This is a genomic window from Pseudoroseomonas cervicalis (genome assembly GCF_030818485.1).
Lineage (GTDB): Bacteria > Pseudomonadota > Alphaproteobacteria > Acetobacterales > Acetobacteraceae > Pseudoroseomonas > Pseudoroseomonas cervicalis_A.
Genome location: NZ_JAUTAJ010000004.1, coordinates 1106253 through 1122641, shown reverse-complemented (window position 1 = coordinate 1122641; position 16389 = coordinate 1106253). Strand labels below are relative to the sequence as shown.

Here is a 16389-nt window from a genome sequence, read left to right as displayed (position 1 = left end):
GCGCGTCAACGCCTTTGTGACGCGGGCCTCAGCCCTCGGCCGGCTTCGGGCCCGGGGTCGCCGCAGCGGCGGCGGCACGGCCGTCGCGGCCATACAGCACCATGGCGCGGCGCTCGAAGGCACGCACCATCATGCGCACCGCCTCGTTGAACACCATGCCGATCACCGCCTGCAGCAGGGCCGAGCGGAACTCGAAATCGACGAAGAAATCGACCTCGGTGCCGGCCTCGTGCGGGATGAATTTCCAGGTGTTGTTCAGGTAGCGGAACGGGCCGTTCTCATAGCTGACGCGGACCTCATGCGGCCGGTCCAGCAGGACGCGGGAGCGGAAGGTCTCGCGGAACATCTTGAAGCCGATGGTCAGGTCGGCCACCAGCTCCGTCTCGGTCTGCGAGATGACGCGCGCGCCGACGCACCAGGGCAGGAATTCGGGGTAGCGCCGCACATCGGCGACCAGGTTGAACAGCTGCTCGGGCGTGTAGCGCAGGATGCGCTTTTCGGCATGCGTCGGCATCAGGCGGCGTTGACCTGCTGGCTGGCCTGCAGCCTGGCGTTGCGCGCATCGCGCAGCTGCGCGAAGTCGCGATCGGCGTGGTAGGAGGAGCGCGTCAGCGGAGTCGCGGAGACCAGCAGGAAACCCTTGCTGCGGGCCATCTTGGCGTAGTCCTCGAACTCCGCCGGCTCGACGAAGCGGTCCACCGCCGCGTGCTTCACCGTGGGCTGCAGATACTGGCCGATGGTCAGGAAATCGATCTCGGCGCTGCGCATGTCGTCCATCACCTGCAGCACCTCCATCCGCGTCTCGCCGAGCCCGACCATGACGCCGGACTTGGTGAAGATGGAGGGGTCGAGCTGCTTCACCCGGTCCAGCAGCCGCAGCGAATGATAGTAGCGGGCGCCGGGACGGATGGTGGGGTAGAGCCGCGGCACCGTCTCCAGATTGTGGTTGAAGACGTCGGGGCGGGCGGCCACCACCACCTCCAGCGCGCCCTCCTTGCGCAGGAAATCGGGCGTCAGGATCTCGACCGTGGTCTCCGGCGCGGCGGCGCGGATGGCGGCGATGGTGGCGGCGAAATGCGCCGCACCCCCATCGGCCAAATCGTCGCGGTCGACGCTGGTGATCACCACATGCCGCAGCCCGAGCTGTGCCACCGCATCGCCCACCCGGCGCGGCTCATCGGCGTCCAGCGCCTTGGGCATGCCGGTGGTGATGTTGCAGAAGGAGCAGGCGCGGGTGCAGATCTCGCCCATGATCATCATGGTCGCGTGGCGCTGCGACCAGCATTCGCCGATATTGGGGCAGGCCGCCTCCTCGCACACCGTCACCAGCTTGTTGTCGCGCATCAGGTTGCGCGTCTCGTGGTAGATCGGGTGGGTGGGCGCCTTGACGCGGATCCAGTCCGGCTTGCGCTTGATCGGGTTGTCCGGCCGGTGCGCCTTTTCCGGGTGGCGCAGCGCCGGGCGGGCCAGCGGCTCGGCCGCCGGCGTCTCGGCCGGGAGGCCGGCCGCGCCCTCGGCCGGGGGAGCGTTCGAGACGGCGCCGCCTGCCCGGTGGTCGATCAGAATACGGGTGGCCATGGCTGCTCCTCCGGCAAACGCGCCGACATCATCGCCTCTATATGGTGAAGCGCCCCCGCCTGGCGAGGGGGGACGGGGCCGCGCTGCCGCTGCCGGGGGCGCCGGGGGCCTCCGCCGCCCCCGGCGCGGCCGGTCAGATGTGGATCACCCGCCCATAGGCGTCGAGCACGCTTTCATGCATCGCCTCCGACACGGTCGGGTGCGGGAAGACGGTGTGCATCAGCTCCGCCTCGGTGGTCTCCAGGGTGCGGGCGATGGTGTAGCCCTGGATCATCTCGGTCACCTCGGGCCCGACCATATGGGCGCCCAGCAGCGCGCCGGTCTTGGCGTCGAACACCGTCTTGACGAAGCCCTCCGGCTCGCCCAGCGCGATCGCCTTGCCATTGCCGATGAAGGGGAAGCGGCCGACGCGGACCTCGTGCCCGGCTTCCTTGGCCTTGGCTTCCGTCAGCCCGACCGAGGCGACCTGCGGGCGGCAATAGGTGCAGCCCGGGATGTTGGAGACATCCATGGCATGCGGGTGCAGCCCGGCAATGGCCTCGACCGTGATGATGCCCTCATGGCTGGCCTTGTGGGCAAGCCAGGGGGCGCCGGTCAGGTCGCCGATGGCGTAGACGCCGTCCTCGCCGGTGCGGCCATATTCGTCGGTGACGATATGGGTGCGCTCGACCTTCACCTTGGTGCCTTCGAGGCCGAGATTCTCGACATTGCCGACGATGCCGACGGCCGAGATCAGCCGGTCCGCGGCAATCTCCTGCACCTTGTTGCCGGCCTCGACCACGGCGACGATGCCGTCGGCGGTCTTGCGCACGCCCTGCACCCGGGCGCCGGTGATCACCTTCATGCCCTGCTTGGTGAAGGATTTCTGCACGAAGGCCGAGACCTCGGCATCCTCGACCGGCAGGATGCGGTCCATCACCTCGATCAGCGTCACCTCGGCGCCCATGTTGAGGTAGAAGGAGGCGAATTCGCTGCCGATGGCGCCGGAGCCGATCACCACCAGCTTCTTCGGCATGATGTCGGGCTGCAGGGCCTCGCGATAGGACCAGATCAGCTTGCCATCCGGCTCGATGCCCGGGATCACGCGGGCGCGGGCGCCGGTGGCCAGGATGATGTGCCTGGCGGCAATGTCGGCGACGGGCTTGCCATCCTTGCCCGTCACGCTGAGCTTGCCGGGGCCGGCCAGCTTGCCGCTGCCGTCGAAGACGGTGACCTTGTTCTTCTTCAGCAGCCCCTTCACGCCGGAGGAGAGCTGGCCGGCCACCTGGCGGGAGCGCTTGACCACCTTGGCGAAATCGTAGCGGACATTGTCGGCGGCGAAGCCATACTGGTCCAGGCTGTGCAGCAGGTGGTTGATCTCGGAGGCGCGCAGCAGCGCCTTGGTCGGGATGCAGCCCCAGTTGAGGCAGATGCCGCCCAGATGCTCGCGCTCCACCAGCGCGACCTTCATCTTCAGCTGCGAGGCGCGGATGGCGGCGACATAGCCGCCCGGGCCACCGCCCACCACCACCAGGTCGAACTGCTCGGCCATCGTCTTGCTCTCCTGTCCGCGCCTGGCGCGGTGAGATGATCTCGGTCTTCCCCGTCCGGCGGGGGAGGCAGGCTCAGCCGGCCAGCGCGCGCAGCGCGTCGCCGGAAAGGCGCTGGTCGGTCCATTCCTCGCGCCCGACCGCGCCGATCCGCCGGTAGAAGGCGATGGCGGGCTCGTTCCAGTCGAGCACGTTCCATTCCATCCAGGCATGGCCCTCATCGAGCGCCTTGCGCGCCAGCGCCTGGAACAGCGCGCGGCCGATGCCGAGGCGGCGCTGCTCGGGCTGGACGAAGACATCCTCCACCCAGAGCCCCGCCTTGCCGGCAAAGGTCGAGAAAGTCTCGTAATAGAGGGCGAGGCCGACGATCTCGCCCTCGACCTCCGCCAGGATGCCCCTGATGCGCTTCGTCGCCAGCGCGCCGTAATAGTCCTGCGCGCTGGCCACGACCTCATGGCCCAGCTTCTCATACTCACCCAGGCCGCGGACCAGCCGCAGGACGTCTTCGGCGTCCCGCGGCCTGGCCTCGCGCAGGAAGAAGCCGGGCGCGGCCATCAGAGCATCAGGCTCAGCGGATCCTCGACCACCTTCTTGAAGGCGGCCATCCATTCGGCGGCCAGCGCACCATCGACGACGCGGTGATCGACCGAGAGGGTGCAGGTCATGACGGTGGCCACGGCCAGCGCCCCATCCTTCACCACCGCGCGCTGCTGCCCGGCGCCGACCGCCAGGATGCCGCCCTGCGGCGGATTGATGATGGCCGAGAAGCTGGTGACGCCGAACATCCCCATGTTGGAGATGCTGAAGCTGCCGCCCTGGAACTCCTCCAGCTTGAGCTTGCCGGATTTGGCGCGGGCGGCCAGGTCCTTCATCTCGTTGCTGATGGCGGCCAGGCCCTTCTGGTCGGCCTTCTTGACGATCGGCGTGATCAGCCCGTCCGGGATCGACACGGCCACCGAGATGTCCACGTCGTGGTACTGGATGATCGCGTCATCGGTCCAGGAGGCGTTGACGTTCGGATACTGGCGCAGCACCCGCGCGGCGGCCTTGATGATCAAATCGTTGACCGAGAGCTTGAAGGCGCCGGGGCCGTCCTTCGGCGCGCGGGCGTTCAGATCGGCCCGCAGCTTCAGCAGCGCATCCAGCTCGATATCCATCGAGACATAGAAATGCGGCACCGTCGCCTTGCTCTCCGACAGGCGCTTGGCGATGACCTTGCGCATGGAGGAGTTGGGCACCGCCGTGTGCGGGGCGGTGATGGCGGGCGCCGCGGCCTTCGGCGCGGCGGAAGGGGCGGGGGAGGCGGCAGCGGCGGCCGGGGCGGCGTCCTGCTTCGCGGCGGCGGGGGCCTGCTTCGGCTTGCCGGCGGCGGCCTCGACATCCGCCTTGACGATGCGGCCATTCGGGCCGGAGCCCTGGATGCCCGACAGGTCGATACCCGCCTGCTCCGCCATGCGGCGGGCGAGCGGCGAGGCGAAGACGCGACCGCCTTCGGCCTTGGTCTGCGGCCTGGCCTGCGGCGTCGCCTCGGCCTTGGCCTCCGGCTCCGGGGCCTCGGCCTTCGGCGCTTCCGCCTTCGGGGCCTCGGCCTTCGGCGCCGGCTTGGCCTCGGCCGCGTCGGGCACGGCCTCGCCTTCCTCGACCAGGATGCCGATCGGGGTGTTCACCGCCACCCCCTCGGTCCCCTCGGCGACCAGGATCTTGCCGAGGATGCCCTCATCCACGGCCTCGAACTCCATCGTCGCCTTGTCGGTCTCGATCTCGGCGATGACATCGCCGGCCTTGACCGCCTCGCCTTCCTTCTTCAGCCACCGGGCGAGGTTGCCCTCGGTCATGGTGGGCGAGAGGGCGGGCATCAGGATGTTGGTCGCCATGGTCCCGCGTCCTCTTACTTCTTGTAGGTGACGGTTTTGGCAGCCTCGACCACATGCTCGACGGTCGGCAGCGCGAGCTTCTCGAGATTGGCGGCGTAGGGCATCGGCACGTCGAGGCCGGCGACCCGCACCGGCGGCGCGTCCAGATGGTCAAAGGCGTGCTCGATCACCTGCATCGCCACCTCGGCGCCGATGCCGGAGAAGGCCCAGCCTTCCTCGACGGTGACCAGCCGGTTGGTCTTCTTCACCGAGGCGACGATGGTCTCGGTGTCGAGCGGGCGGATGGTGCGGAGGTTGATGACCTCCGCATCGATGCCCTGCTCGGCCAGCTTGTCCGCCGCCTTCAGCGCCAGCCCGACCTCGATCGAGAAGGCGACGATGGTGACGTCCTTGCCCTGGCGCTCGACCTTGGCCTTGCCGATCGGCAGGATGAAATCCTCATCGGTCGGGCATTCGAAGCTCTGCCCGTAGAGGATCTCGTTTTCCAGGAAGACCACCGGGTTGGGGTCGCGGATGGCGGCGCGCAGCAGGCCCTTGGCGTCGGCCGAGGACCAGGGTGCGACCACCTTCAGCCCCGGCACATGCGCGTACCAGGAGGCGTAGCACTGGCTGTGCTGCGCCGCGACGCGCGCCGCGGCGCCGTTCGGGCCGCGGAAGACGATCGGGCAGCCCAGCTGGCCGCCGGACATGTACAGCGTCTTGGCGGCGCTGTTCACGATCTGGTCGATCGCCTGCATGGAGAAGTTGAAGGTCATGAACTCGACGATCGGCTTCAGCCCGGTGAAGGCCGCGCCCACCGCCATGCCGGTGAAGCCATGCTCGGTGATCGGCATGTCCACCACGCGCTTCGGCCCGAACTCGTCGAGCAGCCCCTGCGACACCTTGTAGGCGCCCTGGTACTGCGCGACCTCCTCGCCGATCAGGAAGACCTTGTCGTCGCGGCGCATCTCGGCGGCCATGGCATCGCGCAGCGCCTCGCGCACGGTGATGCTCCTGGTCTCGCCCCAATCCTTCTCGGCCTCCTGCGCCGGGGCCTTGGGCTGGGCGTCCGTCTCCGGCCGCTGCTCGGTGCCCTTGGCGGCGATGGCGGCCGTGTCCTCGGCCTCCTTCGCCACCTCGGCGGTCTCGCCGCCGGCGCGCGTCGCGTTGGAGACGGGCTGCTGCGGGCCGGAGGCGGCGGCGCCGTCGCCGCCATCCAGCTCGGCGATGGCGGAGTTGACCGCGACGCCCTCGGTGCCCTCGGACACTAGGATCTTGGTCAGCGTGCCCTCATCGACGGCTTCCACTTCCATGGTCGCCTTGTCGGTCTCGATCTCGGCCAGCACATCGCCGGCCTTGACCGCGTCGCCTTCCTTCTTCAGCCAGCGCGCCAGCTTCCCCTCGGTCATGGTGGGGGAGAGGGCGGGCATCAGGATCGTGGCACCCATGGTTCAGCGGGCCTCCAGCAGCACGTCGGTCCACAGCTCGCTCTCGTCAGGCTCGGGCGAGGTCTGGGCGAATTCGGCGGAATCGGCGACGATGCGCTTCACCTCGTCATCGACATTCTTCAGCGCATCCTCCGGCAGGCCGCCTTCCAGCAGGCGCTTGCGGGCGGTCTCGATGCAGTCATGCTGCTCGCGCATCTTCTGCACCTCCTCCCGCGTGCGGTACTTCGCCGGGTCGGACATGGAGTGGCCGCGATAGCGGTAGGTCTTCATCTCGAGGATGTACGGACCCTTGCCCTCGCGGCAATGGGCGACGGCGCGCTCGCCGGCGGCCTTCACCGCCTCGACATCCATGCCGTCCACCTGCTCGCCCGGGATGCCCCAGGGCGTGCCGTCCTTGGAGCGGTCCTTGGAGGCGGAGGCGCGGTCGGCGCTGGTGCCCATGCCGTATTTGTTGTTCTCGATGATGAACACGACCGGCAGCTTGAACAGGGCGGCGAGGTTGTAGCTCTCGAACACCTGGCCCTGATTGGCGGCGCCGTCGCCATAATAGGTCAGGCAGACATTGCCGTTCTGGTTGTACATGTTGGCGAAGGCCAGGCCGGCGCCGAGGCTGACCTGCGCGCCCACGATGCCATGGCCGCCGAAGAAGCCCTTCTCGCGCGAGAACATGTGCATGCTCCCGCCCTTGCCCTTGGAATAGCCGCCCGACCGGCCGGTCAGCTCCGCCATCACGCCGCGGGCCTCCATGCCGGTGGCCAGCATGTGGCCATGGTCGCGGTAGGAGGTGATGACCTGGTCGCCCGGCATCAGGCACATCTGCATGCCGACCACGACCGCTTCCTGGCCGATATAGAGGTGGCAGAAGCCGCCGATCAGACCCATGCCGTAGAGCTGGCCCGCCTTCTCCTCGAAGCGCCGGATCAGCAGCATGTCGCGATAGGCCTGCAGCATCTGTTCCTGCGACAGGCCGCCCGAATTGCTGGGCGGGGCCTTTGCCTTGCCGCGACGCTTGGTGGTGCCCGCTTCGGCGCCTTGGACCATCCGGCTGCTCCATTCTGCCCGCCCCGCGCGAAATTGGCGGCGGCGCTTCGCCCAGATACGTGGCCGATGCGCGCACTGCAAGCTTCGCGGCGTGGCTAAGCCTCTGATGCTGCACCGCAATATAGCGATTAACCGGAATCCGGTTAAATGCCTTGTGGCAAAAGGGGTGGCGCAACAGCCACGCTGTGCGAACCGGTCTCCCCGACGCATGCTTGCGTCATGGGCGGGGCTGGCGAACAGAATGGAATGTTCGTGCCGGTTTCGCATCGCTTGCGCCCGGCGCGGGGCTGCCGCGCCGGGCGCGGGCGGCGGGCGATCGGCGCCCGCCGCCATGGATCTGTCATGCGTCCGGCTCAGCCGGCGCGGCCCGCCAGCACGCGGGAGAGGCAGGGATTCCCGCCGAGCCAGTAGCAGAGCTCCGCCGGGCGGTTGATGCCGTAGAGGGCGAAATCGGCCCGCTTGCCCACCGCCAGCACGCCGCGATCGGCCAGGCCCAGCGCCGCGGCGGCGTGCAGGGTGACGCCGCGCAGCGCCTCCTCCACCGTCAGGCGGAACAGGGTGCAGCCCAGATTGAGCATCAGCAGCAGCGACCGCGCCGGGGAGGAGCCGGGATTCATGTCGGTCGACAGCGCGATCCGCACCCCGGCCGCGCGCATGGCGGCGATGTCGGGGTGCTTCGCCTCGCGGATGAAATAGGTCGCCCCCGGCAGCAGCACGGCGACGGTGCCGGCAGCCGCCATCGCCGCCAGCCCCGCGGCGCTGGCATATTCCAGATGGTCGGCCGAGAGCGCGCCATAGCGCGCCGCCAGCGCCGCGCCGCCGAGATCGGAAAGCTGGTCGGCATGCAGCTTCACCGGCAGGCCGGCCGCCTTCGCCGCGTCGAACACCCGCGCCGTCTGCTCGGGCGAGAAGGCGATGCGCTCGCAGAAGGCATCCACCGCATCGGCGAGGCCTGTCTGCGCCGCCAGCGGAATGGCGTCCCGCACCACGAAATCGGTATAGGCCTCGGCGCCGCCCGGGAAGTCCGGCGGCACGGCATGGGCGGCGAGCAGGCTGGTCACCACCTCCACCGGATGGGCGGCCCCCAGGCGGCGCGCCACGCGCAGCATCTTCAGCTCGGAATCGAGGTCGAGCCCGTAGCCGGATTTGATCTCGACCGTGGTGACGCCTTCCGCCATCAGCCCCTGCAGGCGCGGCGTGGCCTGTTCCAGCAACTCGGCCTCGCTGGCCGCCCGCGTGGCGCGCACACTGGAAAAGATGCCGCCCCCCGCGCGGGCGATCTCCTCATAGGTCGCACCCGCCAGGCGCTGCTCGAACTCGGCGGCGCGGTTGGCCCCGAACACCAGATGGGTGTGGCAATCGATCAGCCCGGGCAGGATCCAGGCGCCGCCGCAGCGCGTCACCGGCGCGTCGTGGCGCGGCAGATTGGCGCGCGGGCCGACCCAGGCGATGCGGCCATCCTTCACCGCCAGCGCGCCATCCTCCACCAGGCCGAGGCCCTCGCCCTGCATGGTGGCGAGATTCGCCTCCTCCCAGACATGGTCGAAGCCGCTCATGCCGGCAGGCTCCCCGACAGCTCGCTGGGCAGCGCGATGCCGGCGAAGGCGCCATGCTCGACCAGCCGCTTCACGGCCGCGATGTCGGGCGCCATGTGGCGATCCTCCTCCCAGGGCGCGGCGACGGCGCGGACCGCCCGCACCGCCTCCTCCAGCGGGGCGGAGGAGGCGAGGGGGCGGTGGAACTCCACCCCCTGCGCGCCTTCCAGCAGCTCGATCGCCAGGATGGCGGCGACATTGTCGGCCATCTCCGCCAGGCGCAGCGCGGCGCCGGTGGCCATGCTGACATGGTCCTCCTGGTTGGCGCTGGTGGGCAGGCTGTCGACGCTGCGCGGATGGGCCAGCGACTTGTTCTCGCTGGCCAGCGCCGCCGCCGTCACCTGCGCGATCATGAAGCCGGAATTCAGCCCGCCCTCGCGCACCAGGAAGGCGGGCAGGGTGGAGAGCACCGGGTCGGTCAGCAGGGCGATGCGGCGCTCCGACAGGGCGCCGATCTCGGCGAGCGCCAGGGCGATGGTGTCGGCGGCGAAGGCCACGGGTTCGGCGTGGAAATTGCCGCCCGACAGCACCTCGCCCTCCTCGGTCACCAGCGGGTTGTCGGTCACCGCATTGGCCTCCCGCGCCAGCGTCGCCGCGGCGTTGTGCAGCAAGTCGAGGCAGGCGCCCATCACCTGCGGCTGGCAGCGCAGGCAATAGGGGTCCTGCACGCGGCTGTCGCCCTCGCGATGGCTGTCGCGGATGGCGCTGCCGGCGAGCAGCGCGCGCAGCGCGGCGGCGGCGGCGATCTGCCCCGGCTGGTTGCGCAGCGCATGGATGCGCGGGTCGAAGGGCGTGTCGGAGCCGCGCGCCGCATCGGTGCTGAGCGCGCCGGCGGTGATGCCGCTGCGCCACAGCCGCGCGGCGGCGAACAACCCGGTCAGCGCCAGCGCGGTGGAGACCTGCGTGCCGTTCAGCAGCGCCAGCCCTTCCTTCGGCCCCAGCTCCAGCGGCGTGAGGCCGGCGCGCTGCAGCGCTTCGGCGCCGGGCAGCACCTCCTCGCCGAGGATGGCCTCGCCTTCGCCGATCAGCACCAGGGAGAGATGCGCCAGCGGCGCCAGGTCGCCCGAGGCGCCGACCGAGCCCTTGGCCGGGATGGCCGGCAGCACGCCGGCATTGAGCAGCGCCAGCAGCCCTTCCACCACCACGGGCCGCACGGCGGAGGCGCCGCGCGCCAGGGACAGCGCCTTCAGCGCCAGGATCAGCCGCACTACCGGCGCCGGCAGGAAGGGGCCGATGCCGGCGGCATGGCTGCGCAGCAGGTTGCGCTGCAGCTTCGCCAGGTCCTCGCGCCCGATGCGCTGGCTGGCCAGCTTGCCGAAGCCGGTGTTGACGCCATACAGCGCCTCGCCGCTGTCGATGCGCGCGGCCAGCGCCGCCACGGCGCGCTCCAGCGGCGCCTGCCAGCCCTCCGGCAGTCCGAGCGCAGCGCCCTCGGCGATGGCGCGCAGCTGGGCCAGATCCGCCTGGCCCGGGGCGATGGTCAGATGCTTCGGCATGGTCAGCGCTTCCCGATCATCGGCAGGTCGAGGCCCTGTTCGCGGGCGCAGTCGATGGCGATGTCGTAGCCGGCATCGGCATGGCGCATCACGCCGGTCGCGGGGTCGTTCCACAGCACGCGCTTCAGCCGGCGCGCCGCATCCTCCGTGCCGTCGGCGACGATCACCATGCCGGCATGCTGCGAATAGCCCATGCCGACGCCGCCGCCATGATGCAGCGACACCCAGGTGGCGCCCGAGGCGGTGTTGAGCAGCGCGTTCAGCAGCGGCCAGTCGGAGACGGCGTCCGAGCCGTCCTGCATCGCCTCCGTCTCGCGATTGGGGGAGGCGACGGAGCCGGAATCGAGATGGTCGCGGCCGATGACGATGGGCGCCGAGAGTTCGCCCTTCGCCACCATCTCGTTGAAGGCGAGGCCGAGCCGGTGCCGCTGCCCCAGCCCCACCCAGCAGATGCGCGCCGGCAGGCCCTGGAACTGGATTCTTTCCTGCGCCATGTCGAGCCAGCGATGCAGGTGCTGGTCGTCGGGGATCAGCTCCTTCACCTTGGCGTCGGTCTTGCGGATGTCCTCCGGGTCACCGGACAGCGCCGCCCAGCGGAAGGGCCCGATGCCACGGCAGAAGAGCGGGCGGATATAGGCCGGCACGAAGCCCGGGAAGTCGAAGGCATTGGCCAGGCCTTCATCCTTGGCCATCTGCCGGATGTTGTTGCCGTAGTCGAGCACGGCGCTGCCCAGCTTCTGGAAGTCGAGCATCGCCTGCACATGCGCCACCATCGAGCGCTTGGCGGCGGCGGCGACGCCGCGCGGGTCGCTCTGGCGCTTCGCCTCCCATTCCTCCAGCGTCCAGCCGGCGGGCAGGTAGCCGTTCGACGGGTCATGCGCGCTGGTTTGGTCGGTGGCGATGTCGGGCTTCACGCCGCGCCGCACCAGCTCCGGAAAAATCTCCGCCGCATTGCCCAGCAGGCCGATGCTGATGGCCTTTTTCTCGGTGCAGGCCTGCTGGATCATCGCCAGCGCCTCGTCCAGGCTGTCGGCGCGGGCGTCGAGATAACCCGTCTCCAGCCGCTTCTCGATGCGGCTGGGCTGGCATTCCACCGCCAGCACCGCGGCGCCGGCGAACACGCCGGCCAGGGGCTGCGCGCCGCCCATGCCGCCGAGCCCTGCCGTCAGGATCCAGCGCCCGGAGAGGTCGCCTCCGAAATGCTGCCGCCCGGCCTCGACGAAGGTCTCGTAGGTGCCCTGCACGATGCCCTGGCTGCCGATATAGATCCAGGAGCCGGCCGTCATCTGGCCGTACATCATCAGCCCGGCGCGATCCAACTCGTTGAAGTGCTCCCAGTTCGCCCAGGCGGGAACCAGGTTGGAATTGGCGATCAGCACGCGCGGCGCGTCCTTGTGCGTCTCGAACACGCCGACCGGCTTGCCCGACTGCACCAGCAGCGTCTGGTTCTCTTCCAGCCGCTTCAGCACGTCGATGATCCGCTCATAGCTCTGCCAGTCGCGCGCGGCGCGGCCGATGCCGCCATAGACCACCAGCTCGCCGGGGCGCTCGGCCACCTCATCGTCGAGGTTGTTCATCAGCATCCGCATCGCCGCCTCGGTGGTCCACTGCTTGGCGGTCAGCGTGGCGCCGCGCGGAGCGCGGATGGCGGGGGCATTGCGCAGGCGGGTGTTGCTCATGCAGGCCACTCCTTGGATGGTCAATCGAGCGCGCCGCCGAGGCGGTAGCGCGTGCCGGGATGGGTGAGAAAGGCCCGCGTCGCCACGACACGCCAGGACCAGGTCCGGCGGTGGATCAGCAGGCAGGGTTCGTCTTGCGGGATGTCCAGCGCGGCGGCGATGTCGGGCTCGGGGCGCGTGGCTTCCACCACATGCTCCACCCGCTCCGGCGGCGCGCAGGAGGTCAGGTAGCGATAGGGGGTGATGCGCGTGAAATCCTGCTCCAGGAAACGCGGCGCGATCACCGGGTTGACGTAGCGTTCCTCGAACTGGACGGGCACGCCATCCTCGCGATGCACCAGCCGGCAGCGGAACAGCTCCGCCCCCTCCGGCAGGCCGAAGCCGGCGGCCAGCGCCGCATCGGCGCGCATCGCATGCTGCGCCAGCACCTGGGCGGCGTGGCGGCTGCCGCGCTCGGCCATTTCCTCGGCGATGTCGCGCAGCTCCAGGATGCTGGATTGCGGCTTGGCGCCGGCGACGAAGGTGCCCACCCCCTGCACCCGCACCAGCAGCCCGGCATCCGCCAGCTCCCGCAACGCCCGGTTGACGGTGACGCGGGAGACACCGGTCATTTTTACAAGTTCGTTCTCGGAGGGGACCCGGTCCTCCGCGCCCCATTCGCCGCTGGAGACGCGGCTGAGGATGAAGGCCTTGATCTGCTGGTAGCGCGGGGTCGCCGGACTCGGCGTGGGCAGCAGGGCAGGGGCGTCATCGCTGGGCATGAGGTTGAGTTTGGTTGTCTTGACAAGTTTCGTCAACCGCGATGCCATGCCACCACCGACCCCGCAGGAGGCCCCGCCATGACCGACTACTTCGCCCCCGTCGCGCTGCTGCCGCAGGGCTGGGCGCGGGATGTGCGCATCGCCACCGACGCCACGGGGTCGATCGCCAGCGTCACCCCGGAGGCGTCAGCGGACGGGGCGGAGCGCCTGCCCGGCGTCACCATCCCCGGCCTGCCCAACCTGCATTCCCATGCCTTCCAGCGCGCCATGGCCGGCCATGCCGAGCGCCGCTCCCCGCCCGAGGCGCGCACCGCCGAGGGCGGCGCCGATTCCTTCTGGACCTGGCGGCAGACCATGTACCGCTTCGTCGGCCGCTTCTCGCCCGAGGATGCCGAGGCCGTCGCCGCCCAGCTCTACGCCGAATGCCTCGAATGGGGATTCACCAGCATCGCCGAGTTCCACTATCTGCATCACCAGCCGGATGGCACGCCCTATGCCGACCCGGCGGAGATGGCGCTGCGGCATCTGGCGGCGGCGCGCCGCACCGGCATCGGCATCACCCTGCTGCCCAGCCTCTACCGGCATGGCGGCATTTTCGGGAAGGATCCGGTGCCGGGGCAGCGCCGCTTCCTCAACGATCTCGACGGCTTCTGGCGCATCGTGGACGGCGTGCGGGGCGCCATCGCGGGCGACCCGCAGGCGGGCCTCGGCCTCGCCCCGCATTCGCTGCGCGCCGTCACGCCGGAGATGCTGCGCGAGCTTTCCTCCTTCGCCGGCCCGATCCACATCCACGCCGCCGAGCAGCGTCGCGAGGTGGCCGAATGCCTCGACGCCACCGGCGCCCGCCCGGTGCAGTGGCTGCTCGACAACCTCCCCCTCGACCCCCGCTGGTGCCTGATCCACTGCACCCACATGACCGAGGACGAGGCGACGGGCCTGGCCCGCAGCGGCGCCGTCGCCGGCCTCTGCCCCAGCACCGAGGCCTCGCTCGGCGACGGCATCTTCGGCCTGCCGGCCTATCGCGCCGCCGGCGGGCGCCTCGGCTTCGGCACCGACAGCCATGTCGGCACCTCGCCGCGCGACGAGATGCGCCAGCTCGAGACCAGCCAGCGCCTCGCCCTGCAGGAACGCTCCGTCGCCACCAGCCCGGAACACCCGTGGCCCGGCCGCAATTTGGTCGAGGCCGCGCTGCAGGGCGGCGCCCAGGCCAGCGGCCGCCCCATCGCCGGCATCGCCCCCGGCCAGCGCGCCGACCTCGTGGTGCTGGACCCCGACCACCCCGCTCTGTTCGGCCGACAGGAGGATGAATTGCTGGATGCCTGGGTGTTCAGCGGCCAGGGCAACCCGGTGACCCAGGTGGTGGCCGGCGGCCGCATCGTGGTCCGCGACGGCCGCCATATCCACGCGCCCGCCCTTGCGGCAGAGTTCCGCGCCGCGATGAGAAGACTGGCCGCATGACCCTGACCATCCGCCCCGCCACGCGCGAAGAAATGCCCCTGCTGCTGGACTGGGCGGCGGCGGAGGGCTGGAACCCCGGCCTGCACGACGCCGCCACCTTCCACGCCGCCGACCCGGAGGGCTTCCTGCTCGGCCTGGAGGACGGCGCGCCGATCGGCTGCATCTCCGCCATCCGCCAGGGCGAGGGCCACGGCTTCATCGGCTTCTACATCATGCGCCCCGACCGGCGCGGCCGGGGCCATGGCATCGCTTTGTGGCGGGAGGCCATGCATCGCCTCTCGGGCCGGACCATCGGGCTGGATGGGGTGGTGGCGCAGCAGGCGAACTACGCCCGCTCCGGCTTCGCCCTGGCCTGGCGCAACATCCGCTACGCCGCCGCCACGCCGCGCCCCGTCTCCGGCGCCGCGCCCGACGCGGTCCAACAGGCAACCCTCGCCGAGGCCGCCTCCCTCGACGCCCTGGTCTTCCCCGAGGACCGCTGCGCCTTCCTCGATCGCTGGATGCACGCCCCCGGCCACCGCGCCCTGATGCTGCCCGGCCGCGCCTTCGGCGTGCTGCGCCCCTGCCGCGAGGGCGCCAAGCTCGGCCCGCTCACCGCCCGCGACCCCGCCGCCGCCCGCGCGGTCTTCAACGCGCTGATCGCGAACGCCGAAGGCCCGATCTTCCTCGACCTCGCCGAGCCCAACAGGGAGGCCGTCGCACTGGCCGAGGAAGCCGGCATGGCCCCGGTCTTCGAGACGGCGCGCATGTATGCCGGACCAGCCCCGAAGCTCGACCTCACGGCGCTCTACGGGGTCTGCAGCTTCGAACTGGGCTGAAATAAAAAATCCGGGGGAAGGAATTCCCCCGGACCCCCATCTTTCTTCTGTCAGGGCCGGGCGCCGCTGGCGCCCGGCGGTCAGCCGGCGGCGGACACGGCCTCGGCGGCGCGCATCAGCCGCAGGAAATTGCCGGACCACAGCAGATCCACCGCCTCGGCATCATAGCCGCGGCTGAGCAGCTCGGCGGTCAGGTTGGCGCTGTCGGCGGCGCTCATCCAGCCCTGCACCCCGCCGCCGCCATCGAAATCCGAGGACAGCCCGACATGCCCGATGCCGATGCGCTTCACCGCGTAATCGACATGGTCGGCAATGTCGGCCACGGTCGCCCGCACCTTGCCATCCGCATCCGGCCCGCGCAGGAAACCCGGCACGGCGGTGATCTGCATCAGCCCGCCACTGGCGCGCAGCGCATCCATCTGCTCGTCATCCAGGTTGCGCGCATGGTCGCGCAGCGCCCGCACGCAGGTATGCGTCGCCACCACCGGCGCGCGCGACACCTCGACGGCCTGCAGCATCGCCGCCTTGCCGACATGCGAGATGTCCACCAGCAGGCCGAGCGCGTTCATCTCCGCCACCGCCTGCCGCCCCAGCGCCGACAGCCCGCCATGCCGCACCGGCCCATCGCCCAGATCGGGGCGCGGAATGGCGGAATCCGCCAGCAGGTTGTGGCCGTTATGGGTGAGCGTGACGTAGCAGGCGCCCAGCCCACGCCACAGCGCGAGCCGGGAGAGATCCTCGCCCATCGCATAGCCATTCTCGACGGCCAGCAGCACGCCGGTGCCGCCGCGGCCGCGCAAGGCCTCCAGCTCGGCCGCGCGGGTGACGATGCGGCGATCCTCGCCGGCGGCGGTGGCGCGGATGGCGCGCAGCATCGCCTCGCAGCGCGCCGCGGCGGCCGCGTGGCCCTCCGGCGTCAGCGGGCCCTGCGGCAGGTAGGCGGCGAAGATCACCGCCCGCAGCCCGCCCGCCGCCATCTTGGGGTAGTCGACGCAGCGCTGCGTCACCCCGCGCGGATCGGGCGTCTCCGGCCAGGGAATGTCGACATGCGTGTCCAGCGTCAGCGTCGCGGCGTGGACGGAGCGGGGGGAGATCTGGTCGTTCATCGGGCGCGTCCGGCAGCGGAGTAAGGC

General features: G+C 70.4%; 14 protein-coding genes. 2 read left to right on the top strand and 12 right to left on the bottom strand.

Annotated features, from left to right (window positions below; translation table 11 throughout):
- Positions 1-28 precede the first annotated feature (28 nt).
- From QE401_RS09100 to hutC, 11 genes are all read right to left on the bottom strand, one after another.
- Positions 29-514: a type II toxin-antitoxin system RatA family toxin gene (locus tag QE401_RS09100; protein ID WP_307137899.1), complete on the bottom strand. Its 486-nt coding sequence runs from the start codon at positions 512-514 to the stop codon at positions 29-31.
- Positions 514-1578, bottom strand: coding sequence for a lipoyl synthase (lipA, locus tag QE401_RS09095; protein ID WP_307137898.1), 1065 nt, complete (start codon positions 1576-1578; stop codon positions 514-516). The genes QE401_RS09100 and lipA overlap by 1 nt, the downstream gene beginning before the upstream one ends.
- Positions 1579-1711: 133 nt before the next feature.
- Positions 1712-3109, bottom strand: coding sequence for a dihydrolipoyl dehydrogenase (lpdA, locus tag QE401_RS09090; RefSeq protein ID WP_307137897.1), 1398 nt, complete (start codon positions 3107-3109; stop codon positions 1712-1714).
- Positions 3110-3182: 73 nt separating this feature from the next.
- Positions 3183-3662 carry a GNAT family N-acetyltransferase gene (locus QE401_RS09085; RefSeq protein WP_307137896.1) on the bottom strand — a complete coding sequence of 160 codons (480 nt, stop codon included), beginning with the start codon at positions 3660-3662 and terminating at the stop codon, positions 3183-3185.
- Entirely contained in the window at positions 3662-4981 is a 1320-nt protein-coding gene (locus QE401_RS09080) for a pyruvate dehydrogenase complex dihydrolipoamide acetyltransferase (RefSeq protein ID WP_307137895.1), read from the bottom strand. Before QE401_RS09080 ends, QE401_RS09085 begins: the two co-directional genes overlap by 1 nt.
- A 14-nt stretch (positions 4982-4995) precedes the next feature.
- The gene (locus tag QE401_RS09075; RefSeq protein ID WP_307137894.1) at positions 4996-6408 is read right to left on the bottom strand and encodes a pyruvate dehydrogenase complex E1 component subunit beta; all 1413 of its coding nucleotides are present in this window, start codon (positions 6406-6408) and stop codon (positions 4996-4998) included.
- 3 nt (positions 6409-6411) lie between these two features.
- Positions 6412-7449 (bottom strand): pyruvate dehydrogenase (acetyl-transferring) E1 component subunit alpha, encoded by a 1038-nt coding sequence (pdhA, locus tag QE401_RS09070; RefSeq protein WP_373461430.1) that lies wholly within the window; start codon positions 7447-7449, stop codon positions 6412-6414.
- Positions 7450-7802: 353 nt separating this feature from the next.
- Complete coding sequence (gene hutI / locus QE401_RS09065; RefSeq protein WP_307137893.1) at positions 7803-9005, bottom strand: imidazolonepropionase; 1203 nt, start codon at positions 9003-9005, stop codon at positions 7803-7805.
- The gene (gene hutH, locus QE401_RS09060; RefSeq protein ID WP_475638079.1) at positions 9002-10540 is read right to left on the bottom strand and encodes a histidine ammonia-lyase; all 1539 of its coding nucleotides are present in this window, start codon (positions 10538-10540) and stop codon (positions 9002-9004) included. Before hutH ends, hutI begins: the two co-directional genes overlap by 4 nt.
- A 2-nt stretch (positions 10541-10542) precedes the next feature.
- Positions 10543-12219 carry a urocanate hydratase gene (hutU, locus tag QE401_RS09055; protein ID WP_307137892.1) on the bottom strand — a complete coding sequence of 559 codons (1677 nt, stop codon included), beginning with the start codon at positions 12217-12219 and terminating at the stop codon, positions 10543-10545.
- A 20-nt stretch (positions 12220-12239) separates the two neighbouring features.
- Entirely contained in the window at positions 12240-12980 is a 741-nt protein-coding gene (gene hutC / locus QE401_RS09050) for a histidine utilization repressor (protein ID WP_307137891.1), read from the bottom strand.
- 78 nt (positions 12981-13058) lie between these two features.
- Between hutC and QE401_RS09045 the strand changes: the two genes are divergently transcribed.
- Together QE401_RS09045 and QE401_RS09040 are read left to right on the top strand one after the other, a co-directional pair.
- Complete coding sequence (locus QE401_RS09045; RefSeq protein ID WP_307137890.1) at positions 13059-14438, top strand: formimidoylglutamate deiminase; 1380 nt, start codon at positions 13059-13061, stop codon at positions 14436-14438.
- The gene (locus QE401_RS09040; protein ID WP_307137889.1) at positions 14435-15256 is read left to right on the top strand and encodes a GNAT family N-acetyltransferase; all 822 of its coding nucleotides are present in this window, start codon (positions 14435-14437) and stop codon (positions 15254-15256) included. Before QE401_RS09045 ends, QE401_RS09040 begins: the two co-directional genes overlap by 4 nt.
- 80 nt (positions 15257-15336) lie before the next feature.
- Here QE401_RS09040 and QE401_RS09035 read toward each other — a convergent pair whose 3' ends face one another.
- The gene (locus QE401_RS09035) at positions 15337-16362 is read right to left on the bottom strand and encodes a dipeptidase (RefSeq protein WP_307137888.1); all 1026 of its coding nucleotides are present in this window, start codon (positions 16360-16362) and stop codon (positions 15337-15339) included.
- Positions 16363-16389 lie beyond the last annotated feature (27 nt).